This is a genomic window from Bradyrhizobium sp. CCBAU 53351 (assembly GCF_015291745.1).
GTDB lineage: Bacteria > Pseudomonadota > Alphaproteobacteria > Rhizobiales > Xanthobacteraceae > Bradyrhizobium.
The window spans coordinates 927,237-945,347 of record NZ_CP030060.1; the positions used below are offsets into that span (position 1 = coordinate 927,237).

Sequence of the window (18,111 nt, forward strand, 5' to 3'; positions counted from 1 at the left end):
GTCGAGTTGAATGCTGAACATAAAATGGATGCCGAGATCGCGGCAATCCTCAATCAGGAAGGCTTTGTCGCGGCCCGAGGCTGCGCTTTCAAAGGCGAGAACGTCCGGCTGTTGCGCACCCGCTGGGGCATTCCCACGGTCAAAATCAACGGCGTAGACAAGAATCCGATGCGCTGGCCCGACGGCAGCTTCTCGATTCAGGGCGCAGCGGCTGAGCTTGGAGTAACCCCGCAGACGGTATTCGACTATCTCGCGCGCGGAATGCTGGCAGGTCGTCAGTTAACCAAAGGCCAGCCATGGCAGATCGAGCTCTCAGACGAACAAATCAGTCAGCTTCGCAATCGAGTACAACACACCAAGCGTTCGAAGGAGGAGGCATCATGAAGTCATCGGCTCGCCGATCAGCGCGTGCCATTGATCGATCGGGAGCTGGCTGGTGACGATGGTGGAGCCGCGGCCGTAGCGGTCCTCGAGGATCTCCAGGAGGTCGTGGCGGGCCGCGGCGTCAAGCGGCTCGAGGCCCCAGTCGTCGTATGTGGACGGCCTCTGATGGCAAGCACAATTTGGCACTTCGAACGACTTGGACGGCTGCGATCGTATGTCCGGCGTTTAGCGCGGATCATATCTCCGCTGGCCCTGATGAAGTCCGACAACCAAGGGGTCACATCAAGGATGCGAGCTTTGAGGCTCACACGACTGGTCGGGTTTTCCTGGTTTTCGGTGGCGACCGTTGTCTTTCATCATGCCTTTCTTGCACTTACCAAGCTTATAACTCTTCGATGCGGCTGTCCGACACTCAAAGTTTGGCGAACATCTCGGTGCGGAAGCATTCTCCGGTTTTCATCATTGCCCAGATGATCCGAGCAAGCTTGTTGGCGAGGGCGACGGTCACAAGCCGCGCCGGCTTTTTTAGCCAAAAGCCCGACAATCCAGTCGCGCAAGCCGCCGCGGCGTTTTTCCACAACGTTTAGAAGCGATGTTGCTCCGAGAACGAGTAACTTCCTTATATATCGATTACCCGCCTTGGTGATGGTTCCGAGAGTTGGTTTACCCCCGCTTGAAATTTGCCTGGGCGTCAGACCCAGCCAGGCAGCAAAATCCCGTCCCGAATTGAATACGCTTGGGTCTGGTACACTGGCTGTAATTACCGAGGCAACAAGCTTGCCAACGCCGGAAATTTCTCCGAGCGAACGGCTCGTCTCGCTGAGCGCGTGAGCCTTGGCGATCTCCCTCTCCAAATCATCGAGTGCGCCTCCGAGCGCATCAATTTGCTGACCGAGAACCCTCGCGGCCAGGACAGCGGCGTCGGGAAGAGTCGCATCGCCTTCTGCGAGGCCTAAAGGCTCGTCGACGCGGCCGGTGCCCTTGGCGACGACAAGACCGAATTCGGCCAAATGGCCGCGTAGAGCGTTCACGCTCATCGTTCGCTGTTTGACCAGCAGCTCGCGCGTCTTGTGCCACATCAGGGTCGCTTGCTGATCAGCGCTCTTGATCGGCACAAAACGCATGGCAGGGCGCGAGACCGCTTCACAGATGGCTTCCGCATCGACGGCATCGTTCTTACCTCGCTTGACATAGGGTTTTGTGTAGGCCGGCGGCATCAGAGACACATCGTGTCCCATGGCCTTCAGTTCGCGCGCCCTATAGTGGGCTGAGCCGCAAGCCTCCATGCCAACGCGGCACGGCTCGATCCTCGAGAAGAACTCGCGCATCGTCCGGCGCGTCAGCTTGCGCTTTACGGCTGGTGCATCCTCACTAGACAGCGCATTAATCTGAAAATAGTTCTTGGCGAGATCAACGCCTATTCTAATAAACTTCATCTCGGACGGTCCCCCTTCTTTGTGGCGCTCTGGCGACCACGCCTTGGCACTATGATGCCGTTGAGGTGAGGCCGTCCACACCATCAAAGATGAGGAGATCGACGCGGCCAAGCGCGCGCAGCAGGCGGGAGTGGCGGCCGTCGCCGCGCGCCAAAGCGAGATCGCTAAACAGCCGTGGGACGCGCTGATAAAGCACGGAGCGATTGTCGCGGCAGGCCTTGTTGCCGAGCGCTGAGGCGAGCCAGCTCTTACCGACGCCGGAGGGCCCGCAGATCAAAAGGTGGCGTGGTCGTCGATCCATTGCCCTTCGACCAGCATCGTCAGCAGGCTGCGGTCGAGGCCGCGCGGGGTGCGATAGTCGATGTCCTCGACGCAGGCCTCCTGGCGCAGCTTGGCGTATTGCAGCCGCTTCGACAGCCGCTTGTCGCGTCGCAGCGACGCTTCGCGTTCGAGCAGGAGCGCGAGCCATTCGGCGTGGCCGAGGCTTGCGGCCTCGCCGCCGGCTTCGATGTCGGCGAAGGCGCCTTCGCCATGCCATGCAGGCCGAGCGTGTAGAGTTGATCGAGGGGCGGATGCGTGAGCAAGGCGTGATCTCCTAGTTGTAGTAGCGCGGCCCGCGGTTGTTGGGATGGAGGATCGGCGCGTCGTCCGCGGGCCGCTTGGGTGAAGGCCGCCGATCGAGATTGTTGGCGAGGATCGATTTGACTGAGCCGTAGGTGCGCGCCGATGTGCGAAAGCCCTGCTCGGGGTGCGTGCGTTCATCGAGGATCAGGTCGCACAGCGCGGCGGTGGCCGGCCCGATCGCGGCGGCCTCCTTGCGGATGCGCTCGATGGTCCAGCCGGCGTAGCGCCGATGACTGGACGCCATGTGTTCCGGCACGGTGGTGTGCTTGTGGTTGCCGCTCATGCGCTGATGCGCGGCGATCCGCTCGCCCTTGTGGAATATCTCCACGGTGCGGGCGGTGAAGCGCACCTCGACCTCGGCGCGGACGAAGCGATGCGGGACGCTGTAGTAATGCGCCTCGACCTCGACGTGGTAGTCGATGCTGGCCCGGCAGATCCGCCACTCGGCGAACACGTAAGGGCTCTCCGGCAAGACCCTGAGTGCCGGCCGGTCGATCTCCTCCAGCAGCTTGCGGCGGGTCACGCCGAGCCGCCGGATCGGTCGCTCCTCGTTGAGCCGGGTCATTAACTCGGCGATCGCCGCGTTGACCTCGGCGAGGCTGTGGAAGGTCCGATGGCGCAGCCGTCCGAGCAGCCAGCGCTCGACCATGAGGACCGCCTGCTCGACCTTGGCCTTGTCCCGTGGCCGCCGTGGGCCTGGCCGGCAGAATGGCGGTGCCGTATTGCGCCGCCATGTCGGCGTAGCTGCGGTTGATCTGCGGATCGTACAGGCAGGCCTTGATCACGGCGACCTTGGTGTTGTCCGGCACCAGCAGTGCCGGCACGCCGCCGATCGCCTCGAAGGCGCCGACGTGGCCATCGATCCAGTCGGCGAGCCCCTGCGTCCAGGTCGCCTGCGCGCAGGTGAAGCTCGATGCGCCGAGCACCGCGACGAAGATCTGCGCGGTGCGCCGCTCGCCGGTAAACCGGTCGATCACCACCGGCACGCCGTCGCCCGCATAATCGACGAACAGCTTGTCGCCGGCTGCATGCGACTGGCGCATCGTCGCCGACAGCCGGCCTTCCCAGGCCCGGTAGAGCTCGCAGAACCGCGAATAGCGATACCCGCCGGGTTCGCCCGCGATGTACTCCTCCCACAGGATCGACAGCGTCACGTGCGTGCGCCGGAGCTCGCGGTGCACCGCCGCCCAGTCCGGCTCCGCCTGCCGGCGATGGCCACGCCGGGTGCCGAGACCGGCTCCCGCGCTGGCGAACAACCGGGCTTCCAGCACAGCGTCGGTGATGCCGTCGGGCAATGGCCAGGTCAGCCCCGCCGCTTCAAACCGGCGGATCGTCAACCGCACCGTCGAAGGCACCGTCCCCAACCGCCGCGCAATCTCGCGGGTCGGCATCCCAGCCGACTTCAATCTGATCACATCGCGCACATGGCGCATCGCAAGCCTCTCCGTCGGCATCCAGGTCCCCCTTCGCAACGAAAGGCGGGACCGTATCGGAGCCAGAAGAGGCCTCGTCACCCCGGGTTCGCTCTTGCGATACCCCGGGCGACATCATCCCGGAATGGTGGGCGACATCAAGCGGAATCAGCAGCCGAACTCCTTGACCCATTTGCGCAGAACGTTCTCATGAACGTCCAGGTCGCGGCCGGCTTGTGCCACCGACACCCCGCGTTTCCGGACCAGCTTGACCGCCTAGATCTTGAACTTGCGACTAAACTTCCGTCTCTTCATCGCCCACCTCCGGCTTCATGAAACACCTAATCTCGGTGTCCATCAAACCGGCAGCAGCTCAGACTGAGGGAGCGTGCCACGCGCCGTCGGCGGCTTGGCAATGATGATTGTTTGGTGCAATTCACGCTTGATAGCGCCGTCAGGCAACAGCTTTGGCCAATGTCAACGGCGCGTCAGTCCTGCGAGCGCCGGCTCGGATGTACAGGTTGTCTTCCAATTGTCGCTGAAGTCAACCCACGCTGAGCTTGTCCATATGCTTAAATTGAACTCCGCGCGGCAAGGAGTCTCAAGAGTGCGCGATCACGTTCACCTTCTAATTCGGAAATCGATCTGCCATCCGCCTCTGCATGGACGCCAGCGACCAGACGGGTACAGACATCGGGAGTAAGCTGTGGCTGACCTAGCGTGGCCCATCGGCGTTCCTGGCTAGGCCCGAGATGTCGCAGGTAATGCTCAATTCCCCCAGGACCCCCACCAAGGTGGTAGGCCATATGTGCACCGACCACTGACCAGCGCAGCCCAGGTCCATGCACGAGCGCCGCGTCGACAGCGGCGACATCAGCAATATTCTCGGCGACTAAGTTGACCGCTTCACGCCAGAGTGCTGAAGCAAGCCGGTTGGCGATGTGCCCTACTACGTCGCGGGCTAAAAGAACTGGCTCGCGGCCGAGCCCGCGAAAGAACGACACAGCCGTCGTCCGAAGATCAGCATCGGCCCCATAAATCTCCACTAGCGGCATGATGTGTGGAGGATTGAAGGGATGAGCAGTAATGAATCGCGAGGTTCGTTTTAGGCTGGTGGCAAGCTGTGACCAAGTTAGAGAGGATGTACTGCTTGCGAGTACCGTATCGGGATGGGCTGCCGCCTCAACGCGGCCGTAGAGCTCTCCTTTTAACTCGAGCACTTCGGGTGCGTTTTCCTGAACCCAAAAGGCGTCGGAAACCGCCTGTTCCGGTGTCTCGACAAGGCGAAAGGAACCAAGGCCTGATTCAAGTTCCGAGGGACGAAAAACCTGCTTCTGACATCGAGAAATCGCTTCTTGCAACAGGGACTGCGATTTTGGCGCTGGATCCCAGCCGACGACGTCATAACCATAGGCAGTGAATAGCGCCGACCAGCTTTGGCCTATAAGCCCGCAGCCGAGAACCGCGATTGTGCCATTCATGTTGCGAGCCCCAGATCGATCGGCGTACTGCCGAGTAGCCCCAAACTATCTTCAAGCAGTTTAGCACCGGCCAATAACTGCCCGTCGGCTCGAGGGGGAGCGACCATTTGCAAGCCTACCGGAAGGCCGGAACTCGTGAAACCGCAGGGCAGAGACATCGCGGGGCAACAGACGAGGGTGATTGCAAAAGCGATGGCAACCCAATCCACGTAATTCTCAAATTGTCTGCCGTCGCACTCCATGACGTGGCTGTTGGCCACGGGGAAAGGCTCTACGATTGTTGCCGGCGTCAAGAGAAGATCGTACTTCTCGAAAAACTTAAGTACGCGCACCACCATGGCAACTCGCTGCTCCTCGGCGCGTTCGAGTTGCTCGATAGAAAGCTTCAGCCCTTCTTCGATGTTCCAAACGACGTCCGGCTTGAGCAGATCGCGATGGCTTCGAAGTAGAGCAGCTTTGCTAATAGCGAAATCGAATGCGCGGAGAACGTGGAAGCACTCTTGAGCTTCTCGAAGATCGGGGTGAGCTTCTTCGACGATTACACCAAGTTCGACGAAGCGCGCTGCAGCGCCGCGGGTAATTTCCACAATTTGAGGATCCACGGGTGTAATGCCCAGATCGGCCGAATAGGCAACCCGTCTTGGTCTCTTTGCCGTGCGCGTGGTCGTCAGGAACGATTCTGCGGGTGCCGGCAAGGACAGTGGATCGGCAGGATGCTCACCACTCATTGCGTCCAACAGGAGCGCAACGTCCTCGACATTGCGCGCCATTGGTCCGTGTATGCCGAGGTTGCGGTCGATTTTAGATTTGGGAGTTCGGGCCACTCGGCCCAAGCTCGGCCGAAGACCCACTACACCGCAAAAGCTCGCCGGATTTCGGAGTGAGCCCCCCATGTCAGAGCCATGCGCAACCCAAGCCATGCCGGCGGCGATCGCAACCGCGGCACCTCCGGACGAGCCAGCAGCAGAGCGAGCTGGATTCCACGGATTGAGCGTTGCTCCGAAGAGTTCATTGACCGTGTTGGCCCCCGCTCCGAACTCGGGGGTGTTCGATCTTGCATAAACAACACCACCATTCTGCTCGATGCGCTCGACCAAGATGTCCGACGTCTCAGCTATTTTGTTCCTGAAGATCGGGGAGCCCTGTGTGTTGCGAGTGCCGGCAACGTCAATCAGATCTTTGATGGGAACGGGAAGACCGGCCAGCAGCCCACGTGCGCCGGTAGGTCGCTCCATCAGCGTACGAGCATGTGTGCGCGCGCGATCAAAACAAAGGATGGGCAGCGCGTTAAGCTTGCCGTCGACTTGCCCGATCCGCTGCTCCAGCGCGTCCAGCAGCTCCAGGGGGCTTACTTCGCCATTCCGCAATTTTTCGACAACACTGCAGGCGGTCTGCCTGATCAATTCATGCACTTCAGAACCCCGTCTCTTGCCGTCGTCCCCTTAGTTGGCGATCGAGAGCAATGATCGCAAAAGTGTAGGCATTTTCGAAAGGCCGCTTCGACGACGCATAGAAAAGTCTCCAACTGGACGGCGAGCAGAACGCTGGGCGGCGCTTGACGCGCACGGCCCCGTCTGCCTACGAAAAATTATCTCTTAGCTTTTCCTCAGCCCCGCCTCGCCTGCCGTAGAGAACGTAGGACCACTTTGGGAGTAAATCCGCGAAGAATCCCGGCGTACGCGCATTTATCCTGCCAAATTCTGCGATGAGCGCAGGACTGCGGCCTCTAAGTGTAGTTGCGTGTGTGGAAGATGACCGCCAAACTATCAGGGCTTGTCGTCCTTGCGCTCTTTGGCGGTTCTCGCCTACAGAACCGCCCAGAACAGTGATGTCGGTTGCGCCGTGTCGAAAGTGGACGTGAGCTGAATAGGTGCAGCTCGATCGCTGGTCGGTTAACAGTGTGACGTCGCGAGACTTTCGAACAACTTGCCTTTACGCAGCAAAGGGACTCGTAACGTCGCTCATCTTCTCTACCGAATCGTATGCGAATGAGCACGCACCGTATCTTCCAAAATTTTCTCAATCTGCTGATCAACGCGAACCACGCTGATGGCTTTAGCGACGCCTTGGCGGTCACCGGACGCGCACTTGAGCTGCCATGTTTGGCTTATCTGGCCTGGCCGAAGAGACGGGGTGAGAACGCCCTCGTGATTTCCACGTATCCCGCCAATTGGGTTGCGCATTATGTGCGCAGTCACTATGAGCGCCTCGACCCCATTATCGAGCGTGCGCTGGAGACCACGGAGCCCTTTAGCTGGGACCACAGGGAACCTCATAGATTGATTTCTCGGGCGCAGCGAAGCTTGCTCGACGAAGCTGCTCAGTGTGGGATCCGATTGGGATTCACCGTTCCAATCCACAACGGCGCCTCCATGGCCGCCTTGACGTTTGCCACCGACCAGAATGACCGAGCATTTCAATTGAGCATAGAGCGCCGCTCGGAGGTCCTCCAGTTCATGGCCATTTCTTTCGACCGGCGCGTGCGGCAAAAGCTTTCTCATGAACTGATGATCGCTAACGTTGAACTCTCACGTCGCGAAATGGAGTGCCTCGACTGGGTCGCAAAGGGCAAGACCACATGGGAGATTGGGCAGATCCTGCAGATATCGCCAAATACCGTGAAGTCCTATTTGAATAATGCAAAGAACAAGCTGGGCGTGAGGACATTGGCCGAAGCGACTTCACGACTTGGCGCTGCTAAGGCAGTTAGGCAAGATTAGGGCCGCGCCGCCCCTCTAGTTGTACGTGGTGCCATTTGCACCCGGCTCTCCCATATAGTCGAAATCCGGACAGGAGGGGTCATGATTCAACTGATTGCCGAACCATTTCACGGCGCGTTCTCCCAAACGCTAGCGGCCATGCACAGGCTGCGGCATCGCGTCTTCAAGCAAAGATTAGATTGGAGCGTTCACAGTTCCGGCGAGATGGAGACCGACGAGTTTGACGCGCTAGGTCCGGTATATCTCGTCCAAACGTCGGTCGAGGGACTGGTGCAGGGGTCGGTTCGCCTTTTGCCGACAACCGGCCCGACGATGATCCGCGACACCTTTTCTGTGCTCCTGGGAAAGTGCCCTGCCCCATCGGATCCTCATGTGTGGGAGAGCAGCCGCTTTGCAGTTGATCTTCCTTCAGATGCTCCGAAGGCGGCACACGGGCTTGCGAGGGCAACTTACGAACTCTTCGCGGGCATGATTGAGTTTGGTCTGTCTCGACAGCTCACGAGCATCGTCACAGTCACCGACGTCCGGATGGAGCGAATTCTGAGGCGCGCAGGATGGCCGCTTCGCCGGATTGCATCGCCTTGTGAAATTGGAAACACGCTTGCTGTCGCCGGCCACCTGGAAATCACGCTCAATGCTTTGGACAGGATACGTGCGGCCGGTGGACTCGCCGGCCCAGTTCTCTGGACTCCAGTCCTGTCGCACGCCGCCTGACTGCCGGCTCGCTGCCCGCAGAACTCATCCGACTTAAATCGCCGCACCTTGATTTGTAAATGCCTCCAATCGACCACCTTGCCTGTCAGACACAGCGACCAATATCCAATCCAATAAGTTTACAACATCTGCGCGTTGCTGTGACAGTCAATGAAGCGGGCAGCATTCGGAGCGCAGCCAGGGTGCTGGGTGTCGAACACTCGGCCATCAGTCGGGCGATCGGACGATTGGAATGCCTGGTTGGTACCCGCTTGTTCGAGCGATCGAGATACGGGATGAATCCAACAGCCTCTGGTACGACATTCCTGAGGACGGCAAAGCTTATCATCGAGCAGGTCGATTCATTATCGAAGGCGACAGTCTTGACCCTGTCCAAGCGGGCGGATCACCTGGCTATCGGCTTCTGCCCATTCGTCTCCGCAGGACGAATAACACCTGCGATCGCCGAGTTTCAAAGCCGTTATCCGGAAATCAAGGTCGCCGTCCTTGAACGCGTCATGCCGGAACTCCTGATCGCGCTTCAGACGGGCTCGCTCGATATCGCCATCGCGCCAGACGGTCTATCTTCCATGCTGCTCACGGCGGCCTTTCCCCTATGGCGTGAAGGTATTCTCATCGCACTCGCCAAGAATGATGAGTTAGCTCAGAACGAGTCGGTCTCCTGCGCCGATCTGCACAGTCGAACCGTTCTCGTCAGCCGCGATGATCCCGCAAGAGAAGTCGAAGACCTTCTGGTCTGCAAACTGGCGGCTCATGGAAACGGGGCCTTAATCGAAGCCTGCGACGTGAGCCGCAGCAAGCTGACCAGTCTCGTCAGCATTGGCCGCGGCGTCACGCCGTTATTGGCATCCGAAGCTCACGCCGGATTCCCAGGGGTGGTGTATCGCGAACTGCACGACGCAAGGGGACCCAGTCGGATCACAATGTCAGCTCATGTCAGAACCGGCGATGAAAGATCTGTTGTCGCCCACTTCCTAGCCCTTCTGAGAGAATGTTATTCTTCAGGAGGGGAAGAGCGGGCTTGACGTTTTGATTTCGCAAAAGCCCGGTCTGTCGCCATGAAGCGCGCCAACATCGGGCCAATGAGCTTGGCAGGTTCGACGGCCTGTCCGGTTTGCTTCGCCAGCACATCGGCATAGACGTGCAAATCCCGGTGAACATGGGCCGCGAGTTCGACCGTCATTTTGACAGGCCGATCGTCCACAAGCGCTGCAATCTTCAATTTAGGCATGCGGCTAGCCTCTATAAGGTTCAAGAATGAGATCACGGTTGACCAGGACGCGGACCGGGTAACCCGGGCGTATCGTCAAGGTCGGCTGGATATTGAGGCTACGGCGGACCACTTGTTGGCCGGCCTGGTTCAGCGAATCTGATGCACCGCGCCTGAGGGCACCAATGATTGCGCTGTTGCTATTGCTCGCATCGGAACCTGCACCCGCTTCCGAGCCAACAGCCAGGAAGGTCGACAGCGCCGCCGCCTTGAACAGCTCACCCCAATGGTTGTCAACCTGATCTTCAAGGCCGGCATAGCCTTGCGTGTCTGTCCCCGGTTGGCGCTCCAAGACGACCGAGCGGCCGTTCGGCATGATCAACCGGGTCCAAACGAGCAGCACGCGGCTCTGGCCGAAGCTCACCTGACTGTCATAGATGCCAGTCAGTCTGGCGCCCTGGGGGATGAGGAGAAAGCGCCCGGTGGGCGTATCATAAACATTCTCGCTTACCTGAGCTGTGATCATTCCAGGCAGATCGGAGCGAATGCCGGTGATCAGGGCCCCGGCGATAACCGATCCGGCCTGCACCACGTAAGGTGATGGCGCCTTCACGAGGCGGTCTGGACTGGTCGTTCGTCGATCGGTGGCCGCATTTACGAAGGCGAGCTTCCGGTCCTGAGCGTTTTGCAGTGACCCATCCTCGCTGCTGGGGATCAGGGAGGGAGCATTGGCGCCACCTGCTTGGGCTCCGCTCGACGCTGCCGTGTCCCTCACATTGGTAGAGGCGAACAGTCGGCTTACACGAGCCGCCTCTTGTTCCTGGTCACGGCGTTGCTGTTCCTGGTCGGCCGCAGCGCCTGGCGCGGCGATCTGGCCTTTGGCGGCCAGGATTGGTCTGCCGAGATCGCCGGGAAGAGGTGGACCAAGCTGGGGGACAGGAGGGGTGACCTTCGAGTAGTCCGGCGGCAACGCTGTGACGCTCTCAGCAACATTGTGACGCTCAGCCAGATAGAGCTCCTCGGAAGCGGCCTCACGCGGCCGTTGTTTCTGGAGCGCCCACGTCGCCGCCGCGGCGACCAGCGCCAGGCAGAGCGCGGATCCGGTCAGCAGCACCTTGCGAGACAAGCGGGTGACGCTCGGGTATTCGGGCCGGAGCCGAAACCCATCCTCGAGCTCACCTGTCTCCTGTTCGCCGTCCGGGGAGGTCTCATCTTCGCGGTGTTCTTCCGTCATGACGAAAACCTCCCGTCGGTGCGGACGATCCTAACCTTTTGTTGATGTTCTCCACCAAGCCGCAGTTCGGCAGCCGCAAACAGGCGGTCGACGATCAGGACGCTGCCAAAGGTGCGATAATTGACGATTTCGCTCTTACCGTCAGGCCCGAGCACAAACAGCGGCGGCATTTCGCCTTGGACGATACCTTGCGAGAACTCGATGTAGACTTTTCGGCCGTCGTCGTAGGCTGCAAGGGGGCGCCACGGCGGATTGTCCCCCTCGATCGCATACCGAAAGCGCCGTTGTGCAAGCTCTGGGAGCAGCGGAACAGGAGTCAATTGCTGCCGCTTGATCCGATCTTGCGGATAGTACCACGCGACCGATGGCATGTAGGGCTTCTCGCGCGAGCGGAGCTCGAGGAGATAGGTGCGCCGATCAGTATTGATCACGAGGTTGGTTTCGATGGAGGCGCGCGTCGGCTTGACCAGCACGTGCACCCTGCGCTCCTCGCCGCTGCCGCTTTCGGTGTCGCCGATGACCCATCGCACGGTGTCGCCGGCTGCGAGCGGGCCGGAGCCGGTCAACTGCTCCCCCTCCTCAAGAGCAATGTCGGTGATCTGTCCCGGCGCGGCATAGACCTGATAGAGCGCGCCCGGGCTATAGCTGTAGATCTGTGCGGCGTTGAAATAGCCTCTCCGCCTCGGCTCGACGCGCGCCGCACTGTTGGCGATTTCGATCCGGTTGACCGGCTCGACATCCTCCTTGGTGCCCGGCTTGCCGCCAAGCGACGGCTTCCAGGATGGAGGCACATGCAGGGGACGCGGACGATCATCCGCCGGCGCTGCCGCCACAGGCAGCGGCGGCACATCTGTGTCATAGCTGATTTCGGGTGGAATGAAGGTCGAGCAGCCGCTGAGCATGCAGCCAAGCATGACGGCTGCGGAAGTGATGCCCCTCTTCATTGGCGCTGTCCTGAACTCGCAAGGATATACTTTCACTGCCCCAACTCCTTGGACCAATTGATCGAATTCACATAGATTCCGAGAGGATTTTTGCGCAGCCGATCGGCATCACGCGGCGTTCGGATGACGATGCTCAGGATGGCTGTCCATCGCTCGGTCGAGGCGAGCGAGCCGTTCTCGTAAGCGCGCTGAATCCATGCGACACGAAAGCTGTCGGGCGAGGCCCGTATGACGCTGGAGACTTCCACCGAGATCTGCGCCTTGCCGAGCCCGGCGAATGGGTCGTTTGCCCTGGCATATTCATTGAGTGCGACGGCCCCGCGATCGGTCGTGAAGTCGTAGGCCCGGAGCCAATTCTGCCGCAGCACGATGGCATCGGATGGCAGGGCGCGCACATCTTCGATGAACCGCGCCAGGTGCCAGGCAATTTGTGGATCCGTCGGGTCGTAGTCGGAACTTGCAGGCGAGACCCGCTGAGCTTGACCGAGCCGGTCGACCTCGACGATCCACGGCGTTATCGTTCCTTGTGTCGATTGCCAGATCAGCCCGCCGGCAAGGCTGCAAGACAGAGCAAGGCAGCCGAACGCCATCAAGCGCCAGTTCTTCGCCTGCAGGCGGGCCGAGCCGATGCGCTCGTCCCAGACTTGACCTGCCTTCTGATAAGGGGTGAGTGCCGCCGGCGCGCGGCCATAATGCGTTGCTGATCTCTTAAACATTGAACTTCCCCTGAGTATCCCTGATCCATCGTAGCGAGCCGGCAGCAGACGGCGTTTTGCTCATGTCGGCTGCTCGATGCGGATCACGCGCGCGAACACGCACAAGCACCGTACGATGTGGCAGCTTCTGCACCGCCGGCGGCGAATGCTGCGACTGAGTCCCCTTACTTCCGGGAGCTGCGCCGGATTGCGCGGCAAAAGAACCGAGCCCAATCCTGCCTTCGCACCCGCGACACCGAGAAGAAGGGGCCGTTGGCGCAGCGACGTGTCGGACGGGATCTGGCCATGGATCGCTTGCCAGATCAGAGCTGGCGTCAGCGTCAAGGACAGAATGCGAGAGGCTTGAATGACGCATTGACGACCCAGCCGACGCACTGCAGAGGACCCACGAGAACAGCTGATCATCGGAACAGGCCGAGCGGAGTTCGACGGCCATGCGCCGTTCTCGGAAATCCCTCTCATCGGCGCTCTTCCTGGGAGAGATCGACCGAGCTGCCGCTGCCACCGGGATCGCCGGATTTGACTGCATGAACTGCCGCCGATACCCCCCGATCAAGGCCCTGACCTTGCTTGATGCGCTGAGCCCAAGTGGGGCTACCGCTCGCGGTCTGAGCTGAAGTGCTCGTCGATTGACCGCCTCCGCCAACCGTCGAGGCCATCCTGCGAAGTGGACTTGCTGCTGCAGAGGCGGCCGCATTTGCGACGCCCGTGAGGCCGCCACTGCGATATGCCGCTGCGGTGCCCGTGACAGCGCTTGCGCCCATCCTGCCGGCGCCCACGAGCGCTCCGCCGGCGAGACCTGCCGCACCTGCAGCAAGCCCGGCTGTCGCCACCGCGGCGCCGCCTGCGGCAAGTGCTGTACCGACCGCAGATCCTGCGCCGAGTTGCGGCCCACCGGAGACCAGCCCGCTTGCGATGCTCGGTCCGAAGATCCCCAACGCCAACAGCGAGAGCGCCGCAAGAACCAATGTCATGGCATCTTCGATGGTCGGTTGGGCGCCGTTGAAGCCCGACGTAAATTGCGAAAACAGTGTTGAGCCGATGCCGACAATCACAGCCAGCACCAGCACCTTGATGCCTGATGAGACCACGTTGCCGAGGACGCGCTCTGCCGCAAAGGCGGTCTTGCCGAACAGGCCGAAGGGAATCAGCACAAATCCGGCCAATGTAGTGAGTTTGAACTCGATCAGTGTCACGAAAAGCTGAACGGCCAGAATGAAGAAGGCAAGAAGCACGATTGCCCAGGCAAACAACAGAACCACGATCTGGACGAAGTTCTCGAAAAAGCTGATGTAGCCAATCAGGCTGGAGATCGAGTCCAGGAGCGGACGGCCTGCATCGAGGCCCACCTGCGCGATCTTGCCCGGCCGCACGAAATCGCCGGCCGACAAGCTGGTGCCGGAGGCCTTCAGCCCAAGGCCCGCAAAGCTCTCGAAGACGATACGGGCGAGACTGTTCCAATTTCCGATCAGGTAAGCAAAAACCCCGACGAAGAGCGTCTTCTTGACCAGCCGCGCGATGATGTCGTCGTCCGCGCCCCAGCTCCAGAACAACGCTGCAAGCGTGATGTCGATCGCAGCGAGGGTCGTTGCGAGGTAACCGACCTCCCCGCCCACGAGACCAAAGCCGCTGTCGATGTAGCGTGTAAAAGTCTCCAGGAATTGGTCGATGATGCCCGTGCCGGTCATTGGTCGCCCCCTACCGCAGGACGGGCTAGATAGCCTTGAGGCAATCGGCTCTGATCCTTTGCTTCCAAAGCCTCTTCCGCCGAAGAGCCAACTGACGAACCCTTCGAGTCCGTCTTCTGCCCAAGGAAGCTCCGGCGGCTTTCTGCCCAGACCTTCCGGCAAGTCTCATAGGCATCAGTTTGCGTGGATGTCACGGCACGGCAACGGATCAGGTCAGCCTCGTGCACACTCGGTATTTGGGCGGTCATCGGCTGGTGTTCGAGCTCACCCGCATGATTCTGCAGCGTGAGCGTGCATGCGATGATCGCCACTATGCCGCCAAAGACGGTGATTGCGATCGACACCGCCTTGATAGTTTTCGGATCCCTCATCAGTGAAACATCTGTACGTTGGAGGATTGATAGCCGGGCCCAGGAGTCAGAAAGCGCTGCAGCTGTTCGCGGCCCTGGTCTTGGGCCGCTGCGCGTTGGGCTGCTTCGAGAGCCTGTGCCCGGCCGTGGGCCGCGACGGTCGCGGTGAGATCGGCGAGCTGTTGGGCCTGAAGAGCGAGGAGCTGATTACCGGCCTGGGTTGCCTGGAGCGCGCCGCTGGCGCTCTGGCTCGAGCTCACCAGGGCGGACAGCTGAATGCGATTGGTGTCGAGGTTGCCCACAACGCCGGCTTGGAGGCGAAGAGCGTCCTGAAGCGCTCCGACGGAGTTCTGCCAGCGCGCCTGCGCTCCCGCAAACAGCGCGGCATCGGACTGGCTGCTTGTTGCCGGCGCATAGCTTGTGGCAAAGGCGTGGTCGATCTGTTGGACGTCGTAGGCGATGTGCTGCGCCTGACCAAGGAGCTGCTGGGTGCGCTGGATGGAGGTCTGAAGCTGCAGAAGCGAAGAATAGGGCAGGCTCGCCAGGTTTTTTGCCTGGTTGATCAGCATCTGCGCTTCGTTTTGCAGCGAGGTGATCTGGTTGCTGATCTGCTGCAGCTCGCGAGCGGCGGTCAACACGTTCTGAACGTAATTGTTGGGATCGAACACAATCCACTGGGCACGCGCTGTGCCGCTAGAAAAAGCCGATGCAACAAGGATCGTGATGGCGAAACGCAAGCGTCGAAGGCTCATCGTGATGACTCCAGATTTTTCAGATTCGGGATGAGGTCGATAGCCCAGCTTGCTCCGCGGTGCTCAAGCCAGACCGCTAGAAACCCCTCGGCGCCGTGCTCGGCGACCAGGTGCTCGATTGCGAGTTGATCGGACTTGGCTGATGCGGCTGTAAAGGCGAGTGCGACCTCGCCGAGGCCAAGCTCGAACATGCGGTTGCCTCGGCGAGACTGGCAATAATAGTCGCGCTTCGGCGTTGCCCTGCTCAGGAGTTCGATTTGGCGATCATTGAGCCCGAACCGGCGATAGATGGCTGTGATCTGCGGCTCGATCGCGCGCTCGTTTGGCAAGAGCAGCCGCGTCGGGCAGCTCTCGATGATTGCGGGGGCGATTGCCGAGCCGTCGATGTCGGAAAGGGACTGGGTGGCAAACACCACCGAGGCGTTCTTTTTTCGGAGCGTCTTCAGCCACTCCCGCAACTGTCCTGCGAAATCGGCATCATCGAGCGCTAGCCACCCCTCGTCGACGATGATCAATGTAGGCCTGCCGTCGAGCCGGTCACCGATCCGGTGAAAAAGATAAGCGAGTACGGCCGGCGCAGCCCCCGTTCCGATCAGTCCTTCGGTCTCAAATGCCTGGACTGAGGCTTCCCCAAGCCGCTCGAATTCTGCATCCAGCAGCCGCCCATAGGGCCCACCCAGACAATAGGGCTGGAGAGCGCGCTTGAGGACGTTCGACTGCAGAAGGACAGAAAGCCCGGTTAGCGTCCGCTCGGGTACCGGTGCCGAGGCAAGCGAGGTCAGGGCCGACCACAGATGGTCCTTGCCTTCTGGAGAAAGATCGACCTTCTCTCGTGTAAGAAGAGCGGCCACCCAGTCAGTCGCCCAGGCCCGTTCGGCGGGATTGTCGATCCAGGCCAGCGGCTGCAATGCGATCGGTGCGCCATCATCGGCCGACAACGCGCCACCAAGGTCGTGCCAATCGCCGCCCATGGCGATCGCGGCCGCCCGGATCGAGCCGCCAAAATCGAACGCGAACACCTGCGAGCCGGGATAGCGGCGGAACTGAAGGGCCATCAACGCGAGCAGAACCGATTTGCCGGCGCCGGTCGGTCCCACAACAAGAGTATGCCCGACGTCGCCAACGTGAAGGGAGAAGCGGAATGGCGTCGAGCCTTCCGTCTTGCCAAAGAGCAGCGGCGGCGCGTTGAAGTGCTGGTCCCTCGCCTCGCCTGCCCAGACGGCAGAGAGAGGAATCATGTGCGCGAGATTCAAGGTGGAGATCGGAGGCTGCCGAACATTGGCGTAGACATGGCCGGGGAGGCTGCCGAGCCACGCCTCGACGGCATTGACCGTCTCGACCATGCAGGTGAAATCGCGACCCTGAATGACCTTTTCCACTTGGCGTAGCTTTTCGTCGGCCGCCCTTGCATTCAGATCCCAAACGATGACAGTGGCGGTGACAAAGGCCTCTCCGATCTCGTCGGATCCAAGTTCCTGGAGCGCGGCGTCCGCGTCCATCGCCTTGTTGTGCGCATCGGTATCCAGCAGCGAGGATGCTTCGTTCGTCATCACCTCCTTCAGGATCGCGGCAATAGACTTCCGCTTGGCGAACCACTGCCGGCGAATTCGGGTTAGCAGCCTTGTGGCTTCTAGCTTGTCGAGCATGATGGCTCGGCTCGACCAGCGATAGGAGAAGGCAAGCCGATTGAGGTCATCAAGAATCCCAGGGGTCGTGGCGGTCGGGAAGCCGACGATCGTGAGCACCCGCAAATGCGCCGCTCCCAGCATCGGCTCCAGCCCTCCCGAGAGCGGCTGATCCGCCAGCAGAGCGTCCAGGTACATCGGGATCTCCGGGACGCGGACACGATGGCGCTTTGTCGAGATCGTCGCGTGAAGATAGGTCAGTGTTTCGCTGTCATCGAGCCAGCGGCATTCGGGCATGAAGCCTTCGATCAACTGCAGGAGGCGCGCCGTCCGATCAACGAAGCCAGCCAGCACCTGCCGCGCATCGGCATCTTCGTTGCGAGCGCAGCCCTCATAGAGAAGCCGCTCGGCCCTTGCGGCATCTTCCGGCGGCGGAAGATAAAGGAGCGTAAGATAGTAGCTCGACTCGTAGTGGACGCCCTCCTCCTCGAACTGGGCCTTGCGCTCGGCGTCAACGAGCGCGGAGGCGACGTCCGGGAACATGCTCGGCGGGTATGCTCCCGCGGAGTGACGCTGGGCTTCGACGAAGACCGCCCAGCCCGAGCCAAGGCGGCGCAGCGCATTGTTGAGCCGGCCGGCGACTGCGACGAGCTCCGCCGGTACCGCGCTGTCGAGATCGGGCCCGCGAAATTTGGCCGTGCGTTGGAACGAGCCATCCTTGTTCAGGACAATGCCCTCATCGACCAACGCGGCCCAGGGAAGGAAGTCCGCAAGGCGGGTGTTCGACTTGCGATATTCGGCAAGATTCAACATGGGAAAGG

General features: G+C 60.7%; 14 protein-coding genes and 5 pseudogenes. 4 read left to right on the forward strand and 15 right to left on the reverse strand.

The features are described 5' to 3' along the window. Positions 1-24: 24 nt before the first annotated feature. Positions 25-384, forward strand: a complete 360-nt coding sequence (locus tag XH83_RS39275; protein WP_128929830.1) for a hypothetical protein — start codon at positions 25-27, stop codon at positions 382-384. Between the two features lie 6 nt (positions 385-390). Here XH83_RS39275 and XH83_RS39280 read toward each other — a convergent pair. The 7 genes and pseudogenes from XH83_RS39280 to XH83_RS39310 form a co-directional block, all read right to left on the reverse strand. Beyond that, a pseudogene (locus XH83_RS39280) lies at positions 391-531 on the reverse strand (ATP-binding protein); the annotation flags it as partial. Between the two features lie 265 nt (positions 532-796). Next, positions 797-1,820 (reverse strand): annotated as a pseudogene (locus tag XH83_RS39285) (IS110 family transposase). 55 nt (positions 1,821-1,875) lie between these two features. Next, positions 1,876-2,404 (reverse strand): annotated as a pseudogene (locus XH83_RS39290) (ATP-binding protein); the annotation flags it as partial. An 11-nt stretch (positions 2,405-2,415) separates the two neighbouring features. Next, positions 2,416-3,877: pseudogene (gene istA, locus XH83_RS39295) on the reverse strand (IS21 family transposase). A gap of 159 nt (positions 3,878-4,036) precedes the next feature. Continuing rightward, positions 4,037-4,171, reverse strand: a pseudogene (locus XH83_RS39300) (transposase); the annotation flags it as partial. A gap of 257 nt (positions 4,172-4,428) precedes the next feature. Beyond that, positions 4,429-5,337 (reverse strand): 3-hydroxyacyl-CoA dehydrogenase NAD-binding domain-containing protein, encoded by a 909-nt coding sequence (locus XH83_RS39305; RefSeq protein ID WP_128929829.1) that lies wholly within the window; start codon positions 5,335-5,337, stop codon positions 4,429-4,431. Next, positions 5,334-6,749, reverse strand: a complete 1,416-nt coding sequence (locus tag XH83_RS39310) for an amidase (protein WP_128955110.1) — start codon at positions 6,747-6,749, stop codon at positions 5,334-5,336. Before XH83_RS39310 ends, XH83_RS39305 begins: the two co-directional genes overlap by 4 nt. 576 nt (positions 6,750-7,325) lie before the next feature. Between XH83_RS39310 and XH83_RS39315 the strand changes: the two genes are divergently transcribed. From XH83_RS39315 to XH83_RS39325, 3 genes are all read left to right on the forward strand, one after another. Further along, positions 7,326-8,057: a LuxR family transcriptional regulator gene (locus XH83_RS39315; RefSeq protein WP_128929827.1), complete on the forward strand. Its 732-nt coding sequence runs from the start codon at positions 7,326-7,328 to the stop codon at positions 8,055-8,057. An 81-nt stretch (positions 8,058-8,138) separates the two neighbouring features. After that, positions 8,139-8,771, forward strand: a complete 633-nt coding sequence (locus tag XH83_RS39320; protein ID WP_128929826.1) for an acyl-homoserine-lactone synthase — start codon at positions 8,139-8,141, stop codon at positions 8,769-8,771. A gap of 59 nt (positions 8,772-8,830) precedes the next feature. After that, a complete protein-coding gene (locus XH83_RS39325; RefSeq protein ID WP_128929825.1) occupies positions 8,831-9,796 on the forward strand; it encodes a LysR family transcriptional regulator in 966 nt (321 codons plus the stop codon). Here XH83_RS39325 and XH83_RS39330 read toward each other — a convergent pair. The 8 genes from XH83_RS39330 to trbE form a co-directional block, all read right to left on the reverse strand. Then, positions 9,766-10,002 carry a DUF2274 domain-containing protein gene (locus XH83_RS39330; RefSeq protein WP_128929824.1) on the reverse strand — a complete coding sequence of 79 codons (237 nt, stop codon included), beginning with the start codon at positions 10,000-10,002 and terminating at the stop codon, positions 9,766-9,768. The genes XH83_RS39325 and XH83_RS39330 overlap by 31 nt on opposite strands. A gap of 4 nt (positions 10,003-10,006) precedes the next feature. Then, complete coding sequence (locus XH83_RS39335; protein WP_128929823.1) at positions 10,007-11,215, reverse strand: TrbI/VirB10 family protein; 1,209 nt, start codon at positions 11,213-11,215, stop codon at positions 10,007-10,009. Then, positions 11,212-12,159, reverse strand: coding sequence for a P-type conjugative transfer protein TrbG (trbG, locus tag XH83_RS39340; protein ID WP_128929822.1), 948 nt, complete (start codon positions 12,157-12,159; stop codon positions 11,212-11,214). The genes XH83_RS39335 and trbG overlap by 4 nt, the downstream gene beginning before the upstream one ends. A gap of 32 nt (positions 12,160-12,191) precedes the next feature. Next, a complete protein-coding gene (gene trbF / locus XH83_RS39345; protein WP_128929821.1) occupies positions 12,192-12,875 on the reverse strand; it encodes a conjugal transfer protein TrbF in 684 nt (227 codons plus the stop codon). 458 nt (positions 12,876-13,333) lie between these two features. Beyond that, positions 13,334-14,563, reverse strand: a complete 1,230-nt coding sequence (trbL, locus tag XH83_RS39350; RefSeq protein ID WP_128929820.1) for a P-type conjugative transfer protein TrbL — start codon at positions 14,561-14,563, stop codon at positions 13,334-13,336. Beyond that, on the reverse strand, positions 14,560-14,934 hold the full coding sequence (gene trbK-alt, locus XH83_RS39355; protein WP_128955109.1) for a putative entry exclusion protein TrbK-alt: 375 nt from the start codon (positions 14,932-14,934) through the stop codon (positions 14,560-14,562). Before trbK-alt ends, trbL begins: the two co-directional genes overlap by 4 nt. Continuing rightward, positions 14,934-15,665: a P-type conjugative transfer protein TrbJ gene (gene trbJ, locus XH83_RS39360; RefSeq protein WP_128929818.1), complete on the reverse strand. Its 732-nt coding sequence runs from the start codon at positions 15,663-15,665 to the stop codon at positions 14,934-14,936. The genes trbK-alt and trbJ overlap by 1 nt, the downstream gene beginning before the upstream one ends. Next, positions 15,662-18,103, reverse strand: coding sequence for a conjugal transfer protein TrbE (gene trbE / locus XH83_RS39365; RefSeq protein WP_128929817.1), 2,442 nt, complete (start codon positions 18,101-18,103; stop codon positions 15,662-15,664). Before trbE ends, trbJ begins: the two co-directional genes overlap by 4 nt. Positions 18,104-18,111: the final 8 nt, after the last annotated feature.

Bases quoted from the DNA above. Each gene is read 5' to 3' on its own strand.
- XH83_RS39275 (WP_128929830.1), top strand. From the start codon at position 25: ATGGATGCCGAGATCGCGGCAATCCTCAATCAGGAAGGCTTTGTCGCG.
- XH83_RS39320 (WP_128929826.1), top strand. From the start codon at position 8,139: ATGATTCAACTGATTGCCGAACCATTTCACGGCGCGTTCTCCCAAACG.
- trbF (WP_128929821.1), bottom strand. From the start codon at position 12,875: ATGTTTAAGAGATCAGCAACGCATTATGGCCGCGCGCCGGCGGCACTC.
- trbE (WP_128929817.1), bottom strand. From the start codon at position 18,103: ATGTTGAATCTTGCCGAATATCGCAAGTCGAACACCCGCCTTGCGGAC.
- trbK-alt (WP_128955109.1), bottom strand. From the start codon at position 14,934: ATGAGGGATCCGAAAACTATCAAGGCGGTGTCGATCGCAATCACCGTC.
- trbJ (WP_128929818.1), bottom strand. From the start codon at position 15,665: ATGAGCCTTCGACGCTTGCGTTTCGCCATCACGATCCTTGTTGCATCG.
- XH83_RS39330 (WP_128929824.1), bottom strand. From the start codon at position 10,002: ATGCCTAAATTGAAGATTGCAGCGCTTGTGGACGATCGGCCTGTCAAA.
- trbL (WP_128929820.1), bottom strand. From the start codon at position 14,563: ATGACCGGCACGGGCATCATCGACCAATTCCTGGAGACTTTTACACGC.
- XH83_RS39305 (WP_128929829.1), bottom strand. From the start codon at position 5,337: ATGAATGGCACAATCGCGGTTCTCGGCTGCGGGCTTATAGGCCAAAGC.
- XH83_RS39335 (WP_128929823.1), bottom strand. From the start codon at position 11,215: ATGACGGAAGAACACCGCGAAGATGAGACCTCCCCGGACGGCGAACAG.
- XH83_RS39325 (WP_128929825.1), top strand. From the start codon at position 8,831: ATGCCTCCAATCGACCACCTTGCCTGTCAGACACAGCGACCAATATCC.
- XH83_RS39315 (WP_128929827.1), top strand. From the start codon at position 7,326: ATGAGCACGCACCGTATCTTCCAAAATTTTCTCAATCTGCTGATCAAC.
- trbG (WP_128929822.1), bottom strand. From the start codon at position 12,159: ATGAAGAGGGGCATCACTTCCGCAGCCGTCATGCTTGGCTGCATGCTC.